This window comes from Saccharothrix carnea (assembly GCF_003014735.1).
Lineage (GTDB): Bacteria > Actinomycetota > Actinomycetes > Mycobacteriales > Pseudonocardiaceae > Actinosynnema > Actinosynnema carneum.
The window spans coordinates 39,462-58,248 of record NZ_PYAX01000026.1; the positions used below are offsets into that span (position 1 = coordinate 39,462).

General features: G+C 73.8%; 15 protein-coding genes. All 15 read left to right on the forward strand.

Translation table 11 applies throughout. From position 1 onward, the window contains the following. Positions 1-25: 25 nt before the first annotated feature. The 15 genes from B0I31_RS38225 (at position 26) to B0I31_RS38295 (ending at position 18,771) form a co-directional block, all read left to right on the forward strand. Positions 26-910 carry a S1 family peptidase gene (locus tag B0I31_RS38225; RefSeq protein ID WP_106620264.1) on the forward strand — a complete coding sequence of 295 codons (885 nt, stop codon included), beginning with the start codon at positions 26-28 and terminating at the stop codon, positions 908-910. 133 nt (positions 911-1,043) lie between these two features. Next, on the forward strand, positions 1,044-3,281 hold the full coding sequence (locus tag B0I31_RS38230) for a WD40/YVTN/BNR-like repeat-containing protein (protein WP_106620265.1): 2,238 nt from the start codon (positions 1,044-1,046) through the stop codon (positions 3,279-3,281). Between the two features lie 30 nt (positions 3,282-3,311). Next, entirely contained in the window at positions 3,312-4,529 is a 1,218-nt protein-coding gene (locus B0I31_RS38235) for a M20 metallopeptidase family protein (RefSeq protein ID WP_106620266.1), read from the forward strand. A gap of 173 nt (positions 4,530-4,702) precedes the next feature. Next, the gene (locus B0I31_RS38240; RefSeq protein ID WP_219910993.1) at positions 4,703-7,588 is read left to right on the forward strand and encodes an AfsR/SARP family transcriptional regulator; all 2,886 of its coding nucleotides are present in this window, start codon (positions 4,703-4,705) and stop codon (positions 7,586-7,588) included. A 288-nt stretch (positions 7,589-7,876) separates the two neighbouring features. Further along, a complete protein-coding gene (locus B0I31_RS38245; protein WP_106620268.1) occupies positions 7,877-8,062 on the forward strand; it encodes a hypothetical protein in 186 nt (61 codons plus the stop codon). Positions 8,063-8,473: 411 nt separating this feature from the next. Beyond that, positions 8,474-9,595 carry a thiopeptide maturation pyridine synthase gene (locus tag B0I31_RS38250; protein WP_106620269.1) on the forward strand — a complete coding sequence of 374 codons (1,122 nt, stop codon included), beginning with the start codon at positions 8,474-8,476 and terminating at the stop codon, positions 9,593-9,595. 314 nt (positions 9,596-9,909) lie between these two features. After that, the gene (locus tag B0I31_RS38255) at positions 9,910-11,091 is read left to right on the forward strand and encodes a helix-turn-helix transcriptional regulator (RefSeq protein WP_181320757.1); all 1,182 of its coding nucleotides are present in this window, start codon (positions 9,910-9,912) and stop codon (positions 11,089-11,091) included. Positions 11,092-11,358: 267 nt separating this feature from the next. Next, positions 11,359-11,853 (forward strand): nuclear transport factor 2 family protein, encoded by a 495-nt coding sequence (locus tag B0I31_RS38260; protein ID WP_181320758.1) that lies wholly within the window; start codon positions 11,359-11,361, stop codon positions 11,851-11,853. 66 nt (positions 11,854-11,919) lie between these two features. Further along, entirely contained in the window at positions 11,920-12,354 is a 435-nt protein-coding gene (locus B0I31_RS38265) for a hypothetical protein (RefSeq protein ID WP_106620272.1), read from the forward strand. Positions 12,355-12,446: 92 nt separating this feature from the next. Continuing rightward, complete coding sequence (locus tag B0I31_RS38270) at positions 12,447-14,186, forward strand: acetyl/propionyl/methylcrotonyl-CoA carboxylase subunit alpha (RefSeq protein ID WP_106620273.1); 1,740 nt, start codon at positions 12,447-12,449, stop codon at positions 14,184-14,186. 26 nt (positions 14,187-14,212) lie between these two features. Then, complete coding sequence (locus B0I31_RS38275; protein WP_106620274.1) at positions 14,213-15,664, forward strand: FAD-dependent monooxygenase; 1,452 nt, start codon at positions 14,213-14,215, stop codon at positions 15,662-15,664. Between the two features lie 16 nt (positions 15,665-15,680). Then, positions 15,681-16,007, forward strand: coding sequence for a TcmI family type II polyketide cyclase (locus tag B0I31_RS38280; RefSeq protein ID WP_106620275.1), 327 nt, complete (start codon positions 15,681-15,683; stop codon positions 16,005-16,007). Continuing rightward, entirely contained in the window at positions 16,004-17,275 is a 1,272-nt protein-coding gene (locus B0I31_RS38285; RefSeq protein WP_106620276.1) for a beta-ketoacyl-[acyl-carrier-protein] synthase family protein, read from the forward strand. Before B0I31_RS38280 ends, B0I31_RS38285 begins: the two co-directional genes overlap by 4 nt. Beyond that, positions 17,272-18,486 (forward strand): ketosynthase chain-length factor, encoded by a 1,215-nt coding sequence (locus tag B0I31_RS38290; RefSeq protein WP_106620277.1) that lies wholly within the window; start codon positions 17,272-17,274, stop codon positions 18,484-18,486. Before B0I31_RS38285 ends, B0I31_RS38290 begins: the two co-directional genes overlap by 4 nt. Positions 18,487-18,507: 21 nt before the next feature. Further along, positions 18,508-18,771: an acyl carrier protein gene (locus B0I31_RS38295; protein WP_106620278.1), complete on the forward strand. Its 264-nt coding sequence runs from the start codon at positions 18,508-18,510 to the stop codon at positions 18,769-18,771. The last annotated feature ends 16 nt before the right edge of the window (positions 18,772-18,787 follow it).

Below are 18,787 nucleotides of genomic sequence, written 5' to 3' on the forward strand. Positions count from 1 at the left end.
CGGTTCTCCAGGAGGGGAGCGGACCATGACCCGTGCCGCTGTCGTGCGTCGAGCGGGTGCGGCTGTGCTGGCGGCCGGTCTCGCGTTCACCTCGGCCGGACCCGTGTCCGCGGAACCGGCGGCGCCCGCGGTCGGCCTGGAACGGCTGGACCGGGGTGCCGCGACCCGTCCGCACGCGGTCACCGGCTGGTACGTCGACGCCGGGGCGCTGGTGGTGTCGGTGCGCGGTTCCGCCGCCGGTGTCACCGAGTGGGCGCGCGGGCTCGGCGCGGGCCCGGTCACCGTCGAGCACGTCGCCGAAGCACCCCGCCCGGTCTGGGACCTCGTCTCCGGCCAGCCGATCACCAGCGGCGGCACGCGGTGCACGCTGGGCTTCAACGCCCGGTCCGGCACCAACCGCTACGTGCTGTCCGCGGGCCACTGCGTCCGGGCGGGCACCGAGTGGCAGGGCGTCGGCGGCTACCTCGGCCCGGCGGTCGGTTCCTCGTTCCCCTCCAACGACTACGGGCTGATCCGCGTGGCGTCGACCGCGGCGACGTCGACGGCGCTGGTCGACCGGTACAACAGCGGTTCCGACGTCACCGTCACCGGTGCCGCGACCCCGCCAGTCGGCTCGTCGGTCTGCTACTCCAGCCCGGTCTCGGGGTGGCGGTGCGGCAGCGTCACGGGGATCAACCACACGGTGTGCTACCCGCAGGGCTGCGTGAACCAGTTGATCCGCGTGACCGCGTGCCCGGAGCCCGGCGCGTCCGGCGCACCCGTGGTCACCAACCCGGGTTCGGGCACGACGGTCCGCGCGGTGGGGCTGGTCTCGGGCGGCTCCGGCAGCTGCACGTCCGGCGGCACGACGTGGGTCCAACCGATCGCCGAGCCGTTGTCCGCGTACGGGTTGACCCTCGTCACCGGGTGAGCGCGTCCCGCTGTGGCGGGCGGGTCGCTGGTCAACTGTCAAGAACCACCCACGATCACCGGTGCCGTCCGGGAGCGGTGTCCCCTAGCGTCCGCCACGGTCGTGCCGACGTTCACCGCCTGGGGGTTCCGCGATGCGAGTCCGCCGTCTGCTGGTCGCCGCCGGAGCGCTGATGCTGCTCGCACCGCCGCCCGCGCTCGCCGCCGACCCACCCGGCACCGGCCAGCCCGGCGAGTACCGGCCGGTCCGCGGTCCGTCCGCGCCCGCCGAGCACCGGTTCCTGCAGAAAGCCGTCCGCGGCGACACCATCCCGCGGCACGCGCACGAGCTCGCCGCCGCCCAGGCCGACCGGATCCCGTCCACCGGCGCGCCGTGGCGGTCGATCGGCCCGACGAACATCGGCGGCCGGATCGTGGGCCTGGCGCTGGACCCGCGCCGTCCCGACACCGTCTACGCCGCCGCGGCCAGCGGTGGGCTGTGGCGGTCCACCGACGCCGGGCGCACGTTCGCCACCGCGTGGCCCGACAACGCCACCCAGGCCATGGGCGCGGTCGCGACCGCGGCGGACGGCACGCTGTACGTCGGCACCGGCGAGCCCAACCCGGGCGGCGGCAGCGTGACCTACGAGGGCACCGGCGTCTACCGCTCCGCGGACGGCGGCACGTCCTGGCGCAACGTCGGCCTGCGCGACTCCGGCACGATCGGCGGCATCGCGATCGACCCGACCGACCCGGACCGGCTGTTCGTCGCCGCCAACGGTTCGCTCTACAGCGCGGGCGGCGACCGGGGCGTGTACCTGTCCACCAACGGCGGTGGCGGCTGGCGGCGCGTGCTCGACGTCCCGAACGAGTTCACCGGCGCGGTCGACGTGCAGATCGACCCGACCGACCCCCGACGCGTGTACGCCGTGCTGTGGGACCACCGGCGCACCCCGGTCAAGCGGACCTACGGCGGCGAGGGCTCCGGCGTGCACCGCTCCACGGACGGCGGCCTGACGTGGCAACGGCTCGAGGGCGGGTTGCCGCCCGCCGGACCCGACGTCGGCCGCATCGGCATCGGCGTCTCCGCGTCCGAACCGGGCAGGCTGTACGCGATCGTCAACAGCACCGCGGGCCCGTTCGCCGGCTTCTACACCTCGGCCGACGCGGGCGGTACCTGGACGCGGCTGCCCGAGCCGGACGTGCTGAAGTCCTCGCAGTCCAGCTTCGGCTGGTGGTTCGGCAAGGTCTGGGTCGACCCGGACGACGCCCGGCACGTGCACGTCGCCGGCGTGCCGCTGCTCACCAGCAAGGACGGTGGCGCGACGTGGACGGCGGACGACGCCTCGATCCACGTCGACCACCACGCCATGGTCTGGGACCCCCGCTACCCGGCCCGGGTCTACCTGGGCAACGACGGCGGCGTGTACCGGTCCGACGCGGACGGCGACGGCGGCTGGGTCAAGGCCGTGCACGAGCCGTGGACCCAGTTCTACAGCGTGGCGATCAGCCCGCAGGACGTCGGCCGGGTGTCCGGCGGCACCCAGGACAACGGCTCGCTGCGCTCGTGGGGCGGGCCGGCGTTCAACGAGTACCTCGGCGGCGACGGCGAGGAGAACATCATCAACCCGCGCGACAAGGAGAACGTCTTCGCCTGCTACCAGTACGGGAACTGCTTCCGGTCCACCGACGGCGGCACGACGATGACCTACTTCACCCCGGCCACCACCGCGGACCGGCGCAACTGGTTCACGCCGGTGCAGTTCGACCCGTCCGACCCCAACGTCCTGTACTACGGCGGGAACCGGCTCAACCGGTCGGCCGACAACGGCGTGACGTGGACGCCGATCAGCCCCGACCTGACCGGCGGACCGGGCCAGGACACCTACCCGTACGGCACGATCACCGCGGTCGCCGCCGCGTCGTCGGACCCGCGCACGATCTGGGTCGGCACCGACGACGGCCGGGTGTGGCTCACCCGCGACCTGGGCGCCACCTGGGCGAAGGTGCTCGACGGCCAACCGTGGGTGACCCGGATCGCGGTGTCCGAGCGCGATCCCGCCACCGCGTACGTGACGCTGTCCGGCTACCGGTCCGGCTCCGCCCAGCCGCACGTGCTGGCCACCCGCTCGGCGGGCGCCCGGTGGACCGACATCTCCGGCAACCTGCCGTCCGCGCCGGTCAACGACGTGGTGCTCGGCCGCGGGGGCACGTTGTACGTGGCCACCGACCAGGGCGTGTTCGTCGGCAGCACAGTCGTGGCCGGGCACTGGCTGCGGCTGGGCCACGGCCTGCCCCGGGTCGCGGTGGACGACATCGAGTACGACGCCCGCCACCACCGGCTCGTGGCGGCGACGTTCGGCCGGGGGCTCTACGAGACGATCGTGCCCTGAGCCGCGACCCGGTTTTGTACCGTGCAGCGCATGAACCCTGGTTCGGACCGGCCGTCCCTCGACCGGCTCGTCGCCGACGTCGAGCCTGACCTGATCGCGTTGCGGCGCGACGTGCACCGGTGGCCGGAGTTGGCCGGCGCCGAACGCCGCACCGCGGCCCTGGTCGCGGCACGGCTGCGCGCGGCGGGGCTCGCGGTGTCGACCGGCGTCGGCGGTCACGGGGTGGTGGCGGTGCTGGACGGCGCCCGTCCCGGCCCGACCGTCGCCTACCGCGCCGACCTGGACGCGGTCGCCGCCGACGAGCGGGCCGCGGTCGAGTTCGCCTCGCGGGTGCCCGGTGCCGCGCACCTGTGCGGCCACGACGTGCACACGGCGGTCGGCGTCGGCGTCGCGCTGGTGCTCACCCGGTCGCGGGAGCGGATCGGCGGTCGGGTCGTGTTCGTGTTCCAACCGGCCGAGGAGACGCTGGCAGGCGCCCGTGCGATGCTCGACGCCGGTGTCCTCGACCCGGTCGCGCCGGACGAGGTGTACGCCCTGCACTGCGCCCCGCTGCCGGTCGGCACGTTCGCGGTCATGCCGGGCAACGGGTTGCCCGGCCTGGACGCGGGGCACGTCGACCTGACCGGGCCGGACGCCCGCGAGGCTGGTGAACGCTTCCGCGCCGCGATCGAGGGGTTGTCCACCGTCCACCGGCCCGCCACGCCCGAGGAGTTCGCCCGGATGCTCGACGACGTCCGCACCCCGGGCGGTCCGCTGGCGCGGTTCGTCACCGCTGCCGCGCAGGCCGTGCCCGGTGACGGCGGCGCGGTGCGGGTCCGGTTCTGGTTGCGGGCCTGGCCCGACGACCGGTACGACGCCCTGCGCGAGGGCGTGCGCCGGCTGGCGGACCGGGTGGGCGGACGTGTCGCGTTCCCGGCGCCGCCGTTCCCGGCGATGGTGTGCTCGCCGGAGCTGAGCCACGCGGCGGCGGCACACCTGCGCGGCCTCGACGCGGTGCGCGGGGTCGACGTGTTCCACGCCGCGTTCCCGTTCAACGGCGAGGACTTCGCGCTGTTCCTGCACCGGGTGCCGGGGGCGATGCTCTACCTCGGCGTGGCCGATCCGGCGGCCGGGATCAACGGCGTGCCGCACGCGCCGGACTTCGCCGCCGACGACCGGGCGATCGGCATCGGCGTGCGCGCGATGGCGGACCTGCTGCTGCACCGCCTCGACACCTTGGGAGGCCGCCCGACCCGCCGGTCCGCGTGACCGGCGGGTGGACGCCCGGAATTCGACGTCTCGTTTCGGGTTTTCCGCTGAACGGTCGAAGCCGGGTCCGAGCCCGCCTGTCGCCCGGACGGCCGTTGGTGCGGCTCCGTGCCCGTGCCAGCATGAAACCGCCGCCTTTCCCGCCGCGTTGACCAACCTGATGGGGGTTGTGGGTGCTGGCCGTCCAAGTGCTCGGTCCCGTCCGAGCCTGGCGTGACGGCACCGCGCTGGCGTTCGGACCGGCCGGCCGCAAGGCCGTGTTCGGCCTGCTCACCCTCGCCGGTGGCAAGCCGGTGAGCCGGGCCGAACTCGTGCAGGCGCTGTGGGGCGAACGTCCGCCGCCCAGTGCGACCAACGTCATCCACACCCACGTCAAGCACCTTCGGCACGTGCTCGAACCCGGCCGGGGTGCCCGCACGCCGAGCACGACCCTGCCCACCGTCGGCGACGGCTACGCGCTGAACCTGCCCCGCGACGGGGTGGACGTGGCGCGGTTCCACTCGTTGGTGTCCCGTGCGGATTCCGTCCTGCCCGGGCAACCCCGGCAGGCCGCCGAGCTGCTGGGCCGGGCGCTGGCACTGTGGCACGGACCGCCGCTGGCCGACGTGCCGGTGCTCGGCGACCACCCCGCCGTGGTCACGTTGGCCGCCGCGCAGAGGGTGGCGCTGGCCAGGTACGCCGAGGTGATGATCGCGACCGGCTCGGCGCGGGACGTGCTGCCCGCGCTGGTCGCGGACACCGCCGAGCACGAGCTGGACGAGGCGGCGCACGCGCTGCTCATCCGGGCGTACACGGCGACCGGTCAGCGGGACCGGGCGTTCGGGGCCTTCGAGGTGGTGCGCCGCCGACTCACCGAGGAACTCGGCGTCGGTCCAGGCCCGGAACTGACCGCCGCGTACCTCGACGCGCTCGAGGAAGCACCGCGACGCCCGGCCGCGGCGGTGAACACGCTGCCCGGTGACGTGTTCGCGTTCACCGGCCGCGCGGCGGAACTCGCCGAACTCGGCCGGGTTCCCGGGACCGACCGCACCGGGGTGCCGATCGTCGTCGTGTGCGGCACAGCGGGTGTCGGCAAGACCGCGCTCGCGCTGCACTGGGCGCACCGGATCCGGTCGGACTACCCGGACGGTCAGCTGTACGTGGACCTGCGCGGCTACGACGCGCGGTTGCCGGTGTCGGCGAACGACGCGCTGGGCCGCCTGCTCGACGGCCTCGGCGTCACCGGCGCGGACGTGCCGCACGACCCGGATCGCCGTGCCGCGCGCTACCGGGCCGAACTCGCCGACCGGCGGGTGCTGGTCGTGCTCGACAACGCGTCGGCGGTCGACCAGGTGCGGCCGCTGCTGCCCGGTACGTCCGGCTGCCTGGTCCTGGTCACCAGCCGCAACAGCCTGGCGGGCCTGGTCGCGCTGCACGGCGCGCACCGGCTCGACGTGGACCTGCTGCCCGCGCCGGACGCGGTGGCGTTGCTGGGCGCGCTGATCGGCGACCGGGTGCGCCGGGAACCCGGTGCGGCGGCGGAACTGGCCGCCCGGTGCGGTCGGTTGCCGCTGGCGTTGCGCGTCGCCGCCGAGCTGGCCGCGTCCCGGCCGGGCAGCACGCTGGCGGAGCTGACCGGTGAACTGGCCGACCGGCGACGCCGGCTGCGCGTGCTCGACGTCGGCGACGACGCCCGTGCGGCGGTGCGGACCGTGTTCTCGTGGTCGTACCGGCAGCTGCCGCCGCGGGTCGCGAAGGCGTTCCGGCGGTCGGGCCAGCACCCCGGGCCGGACGTGACGCCGTTCGCGCTCGCCGCGCTCACCGGGACCGACGCCGAGGAGTCGCGGCGGGCGCTGGAGGTGTTGGCGCGCAACCACCTCGCGCAGCCGACGTCCGGCGGCCGGTTCGTCGTGCACGACCTGCTGCGCGCCTACGCCGAGGAGCTGGCCGGCGAGCACGACCCGGCGCCGGAGCGGTCCGCCGCCGTCGACCGGCTGCTCGCGCACCACCTGGCCGCCGCGTCGGCCGCGATGGACCTGCTGTACCCGGCCGACCGCCCCTACCGGCCGCCGGTGGACGTCACCGTGACGCCGCCGTTCGCGACCGCAGACGGCGCCCGCGCCTGGCTCAACGCCGAACGGCCCACGCTGGTCGCCCTGTGCCGCTTCGCCGCGCGGGACGGACGGCCGGGCTACGCCGTCGACCTGGCCGGCACGCTGTACCGGTACCTGGAAGGCGGCCACTACGCGGACGCGTCGACCATCCACGAGTGCGCGTTGCGCGCCGCCCGGCGGGCCGGTGACGAGACCATGCTGGCCGCGGCGCTGACCAACCTCGGCGCGTTGCGCCGGCTGCTGGGCGACTACGACCAGGCGGCCCGGCACCTGCGCGAGGCGATCGGGCTGCACCGGCGGACCGGTGACCACTACGGCGCGGCACGGGCGCTGTCGAACCTCGGCATCGTGGAGGAACGGCAGGGCGATCACGACGCGGCGGCGGCGTCCCAGCGGGAGGCGTTGGCCGTGCACCAGCGGTTGGGCAACGAGTACGGGGTGGCGGCGGTGCTGCTCAACCTGGGCAACGCCTACAACCGCCCGGGTCACCACCACCGTGCCGCCGAGCACCTGGAGGGCGCGCTGGAGCTGTTCTGCCGCCTTGACGACGCCATCGGGCAGGCCAGCGCGCTGTCGAACCTCGGTGACGTGTGCGGCAGCCTGCGCCGCTTCCCGGACGCGGTACGGCACCTCGACCGGGCGCGGGAGTTGTTCCAGCGGCTCAACCACGACTACGGCGTGGCGGTGACGTTGAGCAACCTGGGCAACGTGCACCGCCGGCTCGGCGACTGGTCGCAGGCGCACCACTGCTACACGTCGGCGTTGCCGATCTTCCGGGACATCGGCCACCGGTACGGGGAAGCGAGCGCGCTCAACGGTCTCGCCGAGGCGTTGCGCGGTCTGGGCCGGTTCGGCGAGGCCCGTGCCGCGCACGCCGACGCGCTGCGGATCGCCACCGAGACGGGCGACCAGGACGAGCGGGACCGGGCCAGGACCGGGCTGGCCGTCGTGCTCGAACAGGCCTGATCGGCGGTCGTTCCCGCTTCCGGGGTTTCCTCGACCCGGATCGGCGATGACGGGCGGGGCGTGGCTGACTGCCCGTGACCCACCGGACCCCGGCACCGCACCACGACAAGGTGACGGAACACCGCGGTGGCACTTTTCGGCGACCACGGGTCGTGCGGTGCGGAACATCGGCCAGGACACCCGCACGGGTGGTTTCGGCCCGGGTGCGGAATGGACCGTGCTGCACTGGACGTCGTGCCGGGATGCGTTCGGGCACAACGGTGGTCCCGATCCTGGGAGTGATCTCACATGACTGTCCCCAAGCCCGCGTCGCACGTCGACGCCCTCGACGTCGAGATGATCGGCGTCGTCCCGCCCGTGGGTCTGGAAGAGCTGACGGAGGGGTACGGGCAGACCGAGCTGGGCGCGTGCGGTGGAACCTGCCTGTGCGACGACTGCGACGGAGGCACCGACTTCGGCAGCGCGATCGCCTGACCGGAGGCCCGGGTCCCGTGAGCTGACGCCGTGCGGTGTGCGGATGCCCGCCACGCAGCCGCGGCGGTGTCGGAGCTGGGAGGAAGCGTTGCCGAACAACGCGATCCCCGCACGCGGCGGCGACCACGGGCCACGCGTCTTCGGGCCGCCCGAGACGGAACCGCATGGCTGAGCCCACCCGCGCCCGGACGGCCGCGACGACCTCCTCGACCAGACCCGCCGCCTGTGGGACCGGCTGTCGTCCGACCCTTCCGACCGCTCCGACCCTTCCGACGGCTCCGACCCTTCCGAGCGCCCCGCCCCTTCCGGCCCCTCCGAACCCGCCGGCCCTTCCACCCTCTCCGGCCTCACGCCGACCGACCCCCTCACCGCCCGCACGCTGTCCGAACTGCACGAGGAGGTGGCTCCGCTGTGACCGTCGAGACCGAAGGCGCCGACCAGGCCACCGACCCGAGCTGGCACTGCTTGCACGTCTACTACTACGAACCGGACAAGGACCGGCTGATCCTCGACGCCGTCCGCCCCGCCTTCCAACAGGTGCGCTCCCGCGTGGCCGGGCTCCACCTCACCCGGCACTGGCGCCGGGGACCCCACCTGCGCCTGTTCGCCAAGACCGACCGGGAGACCTGGGCACGCCTGGTCCGGCCCCGCATCGTGGCCGTCGTCGGTGACTACCTGGCGGCGCACCCGTCGACGGCCGAACCGGACCTGGAGCACGACCTGGCCCAGCACCGCGTCCTGGCCAGGCGTGAGCGGGAGCACGGGCCGCTCACCCCGTGGTTCCCCGACAACTCCATCCACGAGCAGCCCTACGACACCCGGTCGCACGTGATCCGCAGCGCGGAGACCGGCGAGCTGATGGCGTCGCTGGCCTCCGAAGGCACGCACCTGCTGTTCCGGATGCTCGACCGGACCCGTGCGGGCGCCGACGCCAAGGACCTGATCGCGCTGGAGCTGATGCTGGCCACGACGGTGGCCGCGTGCCCGCCCGTCACGGCCGGCTTCGCGTCCTACCGCTCCCACGCCGAGGGCTTCCTGTACTCGTGCGGCGACCCGGGCGCCGCGCGTGCCGCGTTCGACGCGCACTACGACGCGCACCGCGAGGCCTTCGTCGCCCGGACGCGGGCCGTGCTCGCCACCCTGGACGGCGGCGCGCCCACCGCGCCGTACGCCCGCCGCTGGGCGTCGGTGTGCCGTGACTACGGCCGCCGCGTCGACCCGCTCGTCGAACGAGGTTCGGTCTTCCCACCGCTGCCCGCCGCACCGCCCGCGACCCCGCCGCACGCACCGGTGCACGCGCTGGTGTTCGGCAACCGCGCCTACCGGGAGGCCGTCTTCCGCGACCCCGCGTTCCTGCGCCACCGGTTCCTGCTCAACTGCACCTACCTCCAGATCGGTCGGCTCGGCCTGACCCCGTTCCAGCGCTTCCGGACTTGCCACGCGGCGGCGAACGCGGTGGAGGAGGTGCACGGCCTCGCGGCCGTCGACGTGATCCGGAGCTCTGCGGAATTCCACCCGAACGCGGCAACCTGACCGCTTCACCGGCGGCCCACCACCGGCCCCGGGCGAATCCGGAAGACTGTTCGCATTAACAGGATCGACGCGGCCGCGTGGCTGTGCCGCGGTGGATCTCGCTGGATATTGGAATCGGATGGATCTACCGTGGGTTACAGGTGTTCTGACCGAGCGTGACCGGTTTCGGTGGGTGTGCCGTCGGGTGCGGGCGGCGCTGTGGGGACGTTCACGAGGGGGCCGGAATGGGGCATTCGGCGGGTCGGTCGTGGTCCAAGGGAAGTAGGGACGCTCCGCTGTTCGAAGCGTTCCTGCCCTTGGGGCGCGGCACGCTGATGGCTGTCGGGCACGGCGACGAGGCCTCGGGAACGTTGTGCGCGGCCGAACGCGCGCTGCGCCTGCTCGTGGCCGGACGGGACTGGGTCGGCGCGATGCGTTGCGCCGAAGAGGCGCTGGAGGACGAGGCCTGTCGGAGTCGTGAGGTGTGCGTCGCCCGGGCGCTGTCGACGTTGATCTACGGCGGCGAGCTGGTCACCGCGGACGCGCACAGCCTGCTCAACGCCGACCGGCCGGAGGTCTCCGGCGTGGTGGCGCTGCTCCAGGCGCGCATCGCGCGGCTGTTCGGCGACGTGGAGCGCGCGCACGCGCTGCTCGGCCCGCTGATGTCGGTCGTCACGCCGTTCGAGATCCGGATGGTCGCGATCGGGTGGTCGGTGGAGTTGCTGGCCGAGTGCGGTGACGTGGACGGCGCCCGCGCGCTGGCCCGGGAGCACCGGATGGACGAGGCGCTGGACTCCGGCATCGGGTGCCGCCCGGTGCTGCTCGCCGCGCGCGGCGCGGTGGCCGTGGCGGAGGGGCGGCCGGGGTTGGCCGTGTCCCAGTACCTGACGTGCGGGCGGGACCTGATCGCGCGCGGCGTGGTGAACCCGGCGGTGATGCCGTGGCGCAGCGAGGCGGCGCTGGCGGCGTTCGCGGCGGGGCGCGACGAGCTCGCCGTGGCGCTGGCACGTCAGGAGTACGAGGCCGCCGTGCTGTGGGGCGAGTCGCGCACGGTCGGGCGCGCGTTGTGCGCCTTGGCGGTCGTGGACGCCGATGGCCAGGAGATGGCGCGGCTCAGCGAGGCCGTGCAGCTGCTGGAGTTGGCGCAGGCGTGGCCCGAACTTGGTCGGGCCCAGTACGAGCTGGGTGTCCGGTTGGCCGCGCGCGGCGACGTGGTGACGGCCAGGCAGCGGCTGCACTGCGCGCTCGCGCTGGCGCGGCGGACCGGAAACCCGCAACGGGCGCAGTCCGCGGAGCGCGCCCTCGCCGCGGTCGCCGCGCCGCCGCGCAGGCCCGCGCTGACCCGTCAGCAGGCGCGCATCGCCGAACTCGTGGTCGCGGGCTACTCCAACCGCGAGATCGCCACGAAACTGTTCCTGGCGCTGCGCACGGTCGAGTTCCACCTTTCCAACACCTACGAAAAACTGGGTGTCACCGGGCGCGACGAGCTGCGCGCCGCACTGGGGCAGCAGGGCTGAAGCAGTACTGAAGTAGGACCAAGGCGGTATCCGGGCATCCTCCTTGCCCATTCGGGCAACGGGGCGCGGTGACCTGGGTCACAAATCTCCGGTGGCGAGTTTGCGGGTCGACCGTAGTATCCGGGGGCAAGCCTTGTCGGCGCCGAAGACGCCGTGCCAACATCAATCCCGTATGAATCAGTCGGGTCCCCGGACGACATTTCCGATAAGAAGTCGGGATCGGGACCTCGGCACTGATCGCAAATGCGACGAAGGGTTTGGTGTGCCTTGCCCGGAGAACCCGATCTGGTCACCCAGCTGAAAGCGCTCGCCGCTCGCGTCCACGAGTTGGAGCAGGTGCGCGCGCTGCACGAACTGCGCAACCGGCTGCCCCGGCTGATCAACGAGGACGCCTGGGGGCGCGTCGGCGAGCTGTTCACCGAGGACGCGCACCTCGACTACGGCGAGGTGGGTCGGGCGGACGGCCGCGCGGCCATCGCGGAGTACTTCGCCGGGCTGCCCGCGCGGATCGAGGCGGACAACCCGGTGGCCTCCGGGGTGCTGGTCAAGCAGTTCGTGCACGGGCACGACGTGGAGGTCGGCGGCGACCGGGCGACCGGCGTGTGCTTCTTCGAGGAGAAGGTCGTCTTCGACAAGGAGACGTACCTGGTCGCGGGCCGGTTCGCCGACGAGTACGCGCTGGTGGGCGGCCGCTGGCTGTTCGACCGGATCACGCTCACGCCGTTCTGGGTGATCCCGTACGACCGCGGCCACGGCCGCTAGCCGCCACCGCAGGCTGCCACCGCGAGCCGCCACCGCACGGCCGCAACCGCCCCAGGGGGAGGGTCCATGCTCCAGCAGAACACCACCAAGCGCATCGGCTACTGGCTGCTCCTGCTGCACCAGGCGTTCGACGCCGCCACCACCACCGCGTTGCGGGACGTGGGGCTCAACCGCAGGCAGTGGCAGGTGCTGCACGCCATCCACATCGGCGTGCGCACGGTGCCCGGGATCGACGAGGCGTTCGCGCCGTTCCTCGTCGCGGACGGCGAGCGGTCGTACCGGCCGGTCGTGGAGGATTTCGTCGCCCGCGGCTGGGCCCGGTTGGACGGCGACACGATCACCTCGACCGAGGTGGGCGCCGAGGCGCACGCGAGGGCCGAGGTGCTGGTCAACGAGCACGCCGCGAAACAGTTGCGCGGCATCACGCAGGAAGAGTTCCTCGCGGCCAACGACGTGCTGCGGCGGATCGCCGAGAACATGCGGGAGAACGGTTCCGCCTGAGCTTTCACGCTCATTTCCCCCGAATTCTTTCCGGGGGCGGTCGAACCTGCCCGGGCACGGTCGTGGTTCGGAACGGGGATGGGGGTCCAACCGTGCGAAAAGTGCTGATCGCCAATCGCGGCGAGATCGCGGTGCGCGTTGCCCGCGCGTGCCGGGACGAAGGGCTGGAAAGCGTGGCGGTGTACGCCGAACCTGACCGGGACGCACCGCACGTGCGCCTGGCCGACGAGGCCTTCGCGCTGGGCGGCGACACACCGGCCACGAGCTACCTCGACATCGACAAGGTGCTCGCCGCCGCACGGGAGTCGGGCGCGGACGCCGTGCACCCCGGCTACGGCTTCCTGTCCGAGAACGCGGCGTTCGCGCAGGCCGTCCTGGACGCCGGGCTGACCTGGATCGGGCCGTCGCCGGACGCGATCCGGGCGCTCGGCGACAAGGTGCAGGCGCGGCGCATCGCCCGCGAGGTGGGCGCGCCGCTGGTCGCGGGCACGCCCGCACCGGTCACCGGCGCGCAGGAGGCGGTCGCGTTCGCCGACGAGCACGGGCTGCCGATCGCGATCAAGGCGGCGTTCGGCGGTGGCGGCCGGGGCCTGAAGGTGGCCCGGACCCGCGAGGAGATCCCCGAGCTGTACGAGTCGGCGGTGCGCGAGGCCACCGCCGCGTTCGGCCGGGGCGAGTGCTTCGTGGAGCGCTACCTGGACCGGCCGCGGCACGTCGAGACGCAGTGCCTGGCCGACCGGTACGGCACCGTCGTGGTCGTCTCCACCCGGGACTGCTCCCTGCAGCGCCGCCACCAGAAGCTGGTCGAGGAGGCGCCCGCGCCGTTCCTCACCGCCGCGCAGAACGCCGAGCTGTACCGGGCGTCCAAGGCGATCCTGGCGCACGTCGGGTACGTCGGCGCGGGCACGTGCGAGTTCCTGGTCGCCCGGGACGGCACGATCTCGTTCCTGGAGGTCAACACCCGGCTGCAGGTGGAGCACCCGGTGACCGAGGAGGTCACGGGCGTCGACCTGGTGCGGGAGATGTTCCGGGTCGCCCGCGGCGAGCGGCTGGACGACACCGACCCGGTGCCGCGCGGGCACTGCCTGGAGTTCCGGCTCAACAGCGAGGACCCCGGTCGTGGCTTCCTGCCCGCGCCGGGCACGGTGACGCGGTTCGCGCCGCCCTCCGGGCCGGGCGTGCGGCTGGACTCCGGCGTGGAGAGCGGCACGGTCGTCCGGCCCGCGTGGGACTCGTTGCTGGCCAAGCTGGTCGTCACCGGTGCCACCCGCGGGCAGGCGTTGCGCCGGGCGGCCCGCGCGCTGGCCGAGTTCGAGGTCGAGGGCGTGCCGACCACGCTGCCGTTCCACCGGGCGGTGGTGGAGGACCCCGCGTTCGCGGGTGAGCCGTTCGCCGTGCACACCCGGTGGATCGAGACCGAGTTCGACAACCGCGTACCGCCCTACGACGGCGAGCCGCACGACGAACCCGCCGCCGCAGCGCGCGAGACGGTGGTGGTCGAGGTCGGCAGCCGCCGCCTGGAGGTGTCGCTGCCGTCGCTCGTGCCCGCGTCGCGCGGACCCGTCGCCACGGCGGTCCGCAAGCCGCGTGCGGCGGCGCGCAAGGCCACCGCGACCGGCGACGAACTCGTGTCGCCCATGCAGGGCACCGCCGTGAAGGTCGCCGTCGAGGAGGGCCAGCGGGTCGGCGCGGGTGACCTGGTCCTGGTCGTCGAGGCGATGAAGATGGAGCAACCGGTCCTGGCCCACCGCGCCGGGGTCGTGCGCGGCCTCACCGCGAAACCGGGCGACGCGATCGCCGCGGGCGCCGTCGTCTGCCGGCTCTCCGAATGAAGCCTTCCACCCCTGGGGAGGGGACTGTGTACGCATCGGTCGTTGTCGTGGGCGCGGGACCGGCGGGTCTCATGCTGGCCGGCGAGCTGCGGCTGGCGGGCGTCGACGTGGTCGTGCTCGAACGGCTGCCCGAGCGCACCGGCGAGTCGCGGGGCATCGGGTTCACCATCCGCACGATGGAGGTGTTCGACCAGCGCGGCCTGCTGCCGCGGTTCGGCGGCATCCAGACCGGCACGTTCGGGCACTTCGGCGGCATCCCGCTGGACCTGGGCGTGCTCGGCGCGGCGCGGGAGTCGGCGAAGACCGTGCCGCAGTCGCGCACGGAGGCCGTGCTGGAGGGCTGGGTGCGCCGGCTGGGCGCGGACGTCCGGCGCGGCACCGAGCTCGTCGGGTTCGAGGAGGACGCGGACGGCGTCACCGTGCACGTCCGCGGCACGTCGGAGACGGTGCGCGCCCGCTACCTCGTCGGCTGCGACGGCGGCCGCAGCACGGTGCGCAAGCTGGCCGGGTTCGACTTCCCCGGCACGGACGCGACGACCGAGTTGCTCATGGCCGACGTGCGCGGCATCGAGATCGAGCCGCGGATGATCGGGGAGCAGGTGTCCGGCGGGATGGTGATGTCCGCCCGCCTGCCCGATGGCACCACCCGGGTCATCGTGGGCGAGCGGGGCACCCCGCCGCGCCGCCGCACCGGCCCGCCGCCGTTCGCCGAGGTCGCGGAGGTCTGGAAGCGGCTGACCGACACCGACATCTCGCACGCCGAGCCGGTGTGGGTGAGCGCGTTCGGCGACGCCGCCCGGCAGGTCACCGAGTACCGGCGCGGCCGGGTGCTGCTCGCAGGCGACGCCGCCCACGTGCACCTGCCCGCGGGCGGCCAGGGCATGAACACCGGCATCCAGGACGCGCTGAACCTGGGCTGGAAGCTCGCCGCCGTGGTCAACGGCACCGCGCCACTGTCCCTTGTGGACACCTACCACGCCGAACGGCACGAGGTCGGCCGCCAACTGCTGGTCAACACCCGCGCGCAGAGCATGTTCATCCTCGGCGGCGCGGAGGTGTCGCCGCTGCGCGAGGTGCTGACCGAGCTGCTGCGCTACCCCGAGGTGGAACGCCACCTCGCCGCGCGGGTGAGCGGCCTGGACATCCGCTACGACGTCGGCGGCGGCGCGAACCCGCTGCTCGGCCTGCGGATGCCCCACCTGGACCTGACCCGCGGCAACCGCCGGACCAGCAGCACGGAGCTGCTGCGCCGGGGCCGCGGCGTCCTGCTCGACCTGGCGGACAACGCCGTCCTGCGCCGGAGGGCGGCTCCCTGGGCCGACCGGATCGACGTCGTCACCGCGACCGCGGCCGACGACCTCCCCGGCGGGACCACGGCGGTCCTCGTCCGGCCCGACGGCCACGTGGCCTGGGCCGCGCCGGGCAGTCACCACGACCTGCCGACCGCCCTGGACCGCTGGTTCGGGCCGACCGGCTGACGCAGGAGGAGGAGCGATGCACAGCACCTTGATCGTGGCACGGATGGACCCCGGATCCGCGGGCGACGTGGCCGCGCTGTTCCGGGAGTTCGACCAGAGCGACATGCCGGGCCTCATGGGCACCCGGCGGCGCCAGCTCTTCCACTACCGCGGCCTGTACTTCCACCTGCAGGACTTCGACGAGGACCACGGCGGCGAGCGCATCGAGGACGCCAAGGGCGACCCGCGCTTCGTCCGGATCAGCGACGACCTCAAGCCGTTCATCGAGGCCTACGACCCGAAGACGTGGCGCTCGCCCGCGGACGCGATGGCGAGCCGGTTCTACCACTGGAGCACACCGTGACCAACCGTCGAGTGGTGATCACGGGGGTAGGTGTCACCGCCCCCGGCACACCGGGCGTGAAGAGTTTCTGGGACCTGCTCACCGCGGGTCGCACCGCCACCCGCCGCATCTCGTTCTTCGACCCGTCGCCGTTCCGCTCGCAGGTGGCGGCCGAGGTCGACTTCGACGCCGAGCTGCACGGCCTGAGCCCGCAGGAGATCCGGCGGATGGACCGGGCCGCCCAGTTCGCCGTCGTCACGGCCCGCCAGGCGGTGGAGGACAGCGGGCTGGAGTTCTCCTCGGTCGACCCCGACCGGGTCGGCGTGACCATCGGCAGCGCGGTCGGCGCCACGATGGGCCTGGACGAGGAGTACCGGACGGTCAGCGACGGCGGCAGGCTGGAGCTGGTCGACCACCGGTACGCCGTGCCGCACCTGTACAACTACCTCGCGCCGAGCTCGTTCGCGACGGAGGTCGCCTGGGCGGTCGGCGCGGAGGGGCCGAGCACGGTCGTCTCCACCGGCTGCACGTCGGGCCTGGACGCGATCGGTTACGCCACCGACGTGATCCGCGAGGGTTCGGCGGACGTGATGGTCGCGGGCGCCACCGACGCGCCGATCTCGCCGATCACGGTGGCCTGCTTCGACGCGATCAAGGCCACCACGCCGCGCAACGACGACCCGGAGCACGCCTCGCGGCCGTTCGACGCGAGCCGCAACGGGTTCGTGCTCGGCGAGGGCGCGGCGGTGTTCGTGCTGGAGGAGCTGGAGAGCGCCCGCGCCCGCGGCGCGAAGGTGTACGCCGAGGTCGCCGGGTACGCGACGCGCTCCAACGCGTTCCACATGACCGGCCTCAAGCCCGATGGCCGGGAGATGGCCGAGGCGATCCGGGTGGCGCTGGCGCAGGCGCGGCTCAACCCGGAGGACATCGACTACGTCAACGCGCACGGCTCCGGCACCCGGCAGAACGACCGGCACGAGACGGCGGCGTTCAAGCGCAGCCTCGGCGAGCACGCCTACCGCGTGCCGGTCAGCTCGATCAAGTCCATGGTCGGGCACTCGCTCGGCGCGATCGGCTCGATCGAGGTGGCCGCGTCGGTGCTGGCCATGCAGCACGACGTGGTGCCGCCCACGGCGAACCTGCACACACCGGACCCGGAGTGCGACCTGGACTACGTGCCGCTGGTGGCCCGCGACTGGCGGACCGACGCGGTGCTGTCGGTCGGCAGCGGGTTCGGCGGCTTCCAGAGCGCCGTGGTGCTCGCCGACCCGGGGCTGGTGCGGTCGTGAGCGTCGTGGTGACGGGCCTGGGCGTGGCCGCGCCGACCGGGCTCGGTGTGGACGCCTACTGGGCCAACACCCTGGCGGGCGTCGGCGCGCTGGACCGGATCTCCCGGTTCGACCCGTCCGGCTACCCGGCCCGGCTCGCGGGCGAGATCCGCGACTTCGTCGACGAGGACCACCTGCCGGGCAGGCTGCTGCCGCAGACCGACCGGATGACCAGGCTCGCGCTGGTGGCCGCCGACTGGGCGTTCGCCGACGCCGAGCTGACGCCGTCCGACCTGCCCGACTACGACATCGGCGTGATCACCGCCAGCCACTCGGGCGGTTTCGAGTTCGGCCAGAACGAGCTGCGGGCGCTGTGGAGCAAGGGCGGCCAGTACGTCAGCGCCTACCAGTCGTTCGCCTGGTTCTACGCGGTGAACAGCGGCCAGATCTCCATCCGCAACGGGCTGCGCGGCCCGAGCAGCGTGGTGGTGAGCGACCAGGCGGGCGGCCTGGACGCGGTGGCGCAGGCCCGCCGCCAGATCCGCAACGGCACGTCGGTGGTGCTGGCGGGCGCGGTGGACGCGTCGATCTGCCCGTGGGGCTGGGTCGCGCAGCTCACCAGCGGCCGGCTCAGCGAGCACGACGACCCGCGGCGCGCGTACCTGCCGTTCGACGAGGACGCCGCCGGCCACGTGCCGGGCGAGGGCGGCGCGCTGCTGGTGCTGGAGGACGGCGCGCACGCCGCCGCCCGCGGTGCCCGCGTCTACGGCGAGATCGCCGGTCACGCGTCCACGATGGACCCGGCGCCGGGACGTGACCGAGCGCCGACGTTGCAGAAGGCGATCCAGCGCGCGTTGGCCGACGCGGGCGCGGTGGCCGACGAGATCGGCGTGGTGTTCGCCGACGCCGCCGCGGTGCCGGAGCTGGACCGGGCCGAGGCGGAGGCGATCACCAAGGTCTTCGGCCCGCGCGGGGTGCCGGTCACGGCACCGAAGACCGGGACCGGGCGGCTGTACTCCGGTGCCGCGCCGCTGGACCTGGCCGCCGCGCTGCTGTCGCTGCGCGAGGGCCTGATCCCGCCCACGGTCAACACCCGCCCGTCCGAGCGCTACGAGCTGGACCTGGTCACGGGCGAGCCGCGCCGCGCGCACCCGCGTGCCGCGCTGGTGGTCGCGCGCGGCCACGGCGGGTTCAACTCCGCGGTGGTCCTGCGCGCACCGGACCCGTCCTGAGACTTGCCGAGAGGATCCACCATGTCCGCGAAGTTCACCATCGACGACCTGAAACGCATCCTCCGCGAGGGCGCCGGCACCGACGAGACCGTCGACCTCGACGGCGACATCGCCGGGAGCGACTTCGAGGAGCTGGGCTACGAGTCGCTGGCGCTGCTGGAGACCGGCAGCCGCATCGAGCGCGAGTACGGCATCTCCCTGGACGAGGACGCGCTGGCCGACGCGCGCACACCCGCCGCCCTGGTCGACCTCGTCAACTCCCACCTCGCCGCCCGAGCGGTCTGAGCGGCCTCCGGCCGGA

Coding starts and splice junctions, on each gene's coding strand:
- B0I31_RS38280 (WP_106620275.1), top strand. CDS start 15,681: ATGCACAGCACCTTGATCGTGGCACGGATGGACCCCGGATCCGCGGGC.
- B0I31_RS38235 (WP_106620266.1), top strand. CDS start 3,312: ATGAACCCTGGTTCGGACCGGCCGTCCCTCGACCGGCTCGTCGCCGAC.
- B0I31_RS38265 (WP_106620272.1), top strand. CDS start 11,920: ATGCTCCAGCAGAACACCACCAAGCGCATCGGCTACTGGCTGCTCCTG.
- B0I31_RS38245 (WP_106620268.1), top strand. CDS start 7,877: ATGACTGTCCCCAAGCCCGCGTCGCACGTCGACGCCCTCGACGTCGAG.
- B0I31_RS38295 (WP_106620278.1), top strand. CDS start 18,508: ATGTCCGCGAAGTTCACCATCGACGACCTGAAACGCATCCTCCGCGAG.
- B0I31_RS38230 (WP_106620265.1), top strand. CDS start 1,044: ATGCGAGTCCGCCGTCTGCTGGTCGCCGCCGGAGCGCTGATGCTGCTC.
- B0I31_RS38255 (WP_181320757.1), top strand. CDS start 9,910: ATGGCTGTCGGGCACGGCGACGAGGCCTCGGGAACGTTGTGCGCGGCC.
- B0I31_RS38225 (WP_106620264.1), top strand. CDS start 26: ATGACCCGTGCCGCTGTCGTGCGTCGAGCGGGTGCGGCTGTGCTGGCG.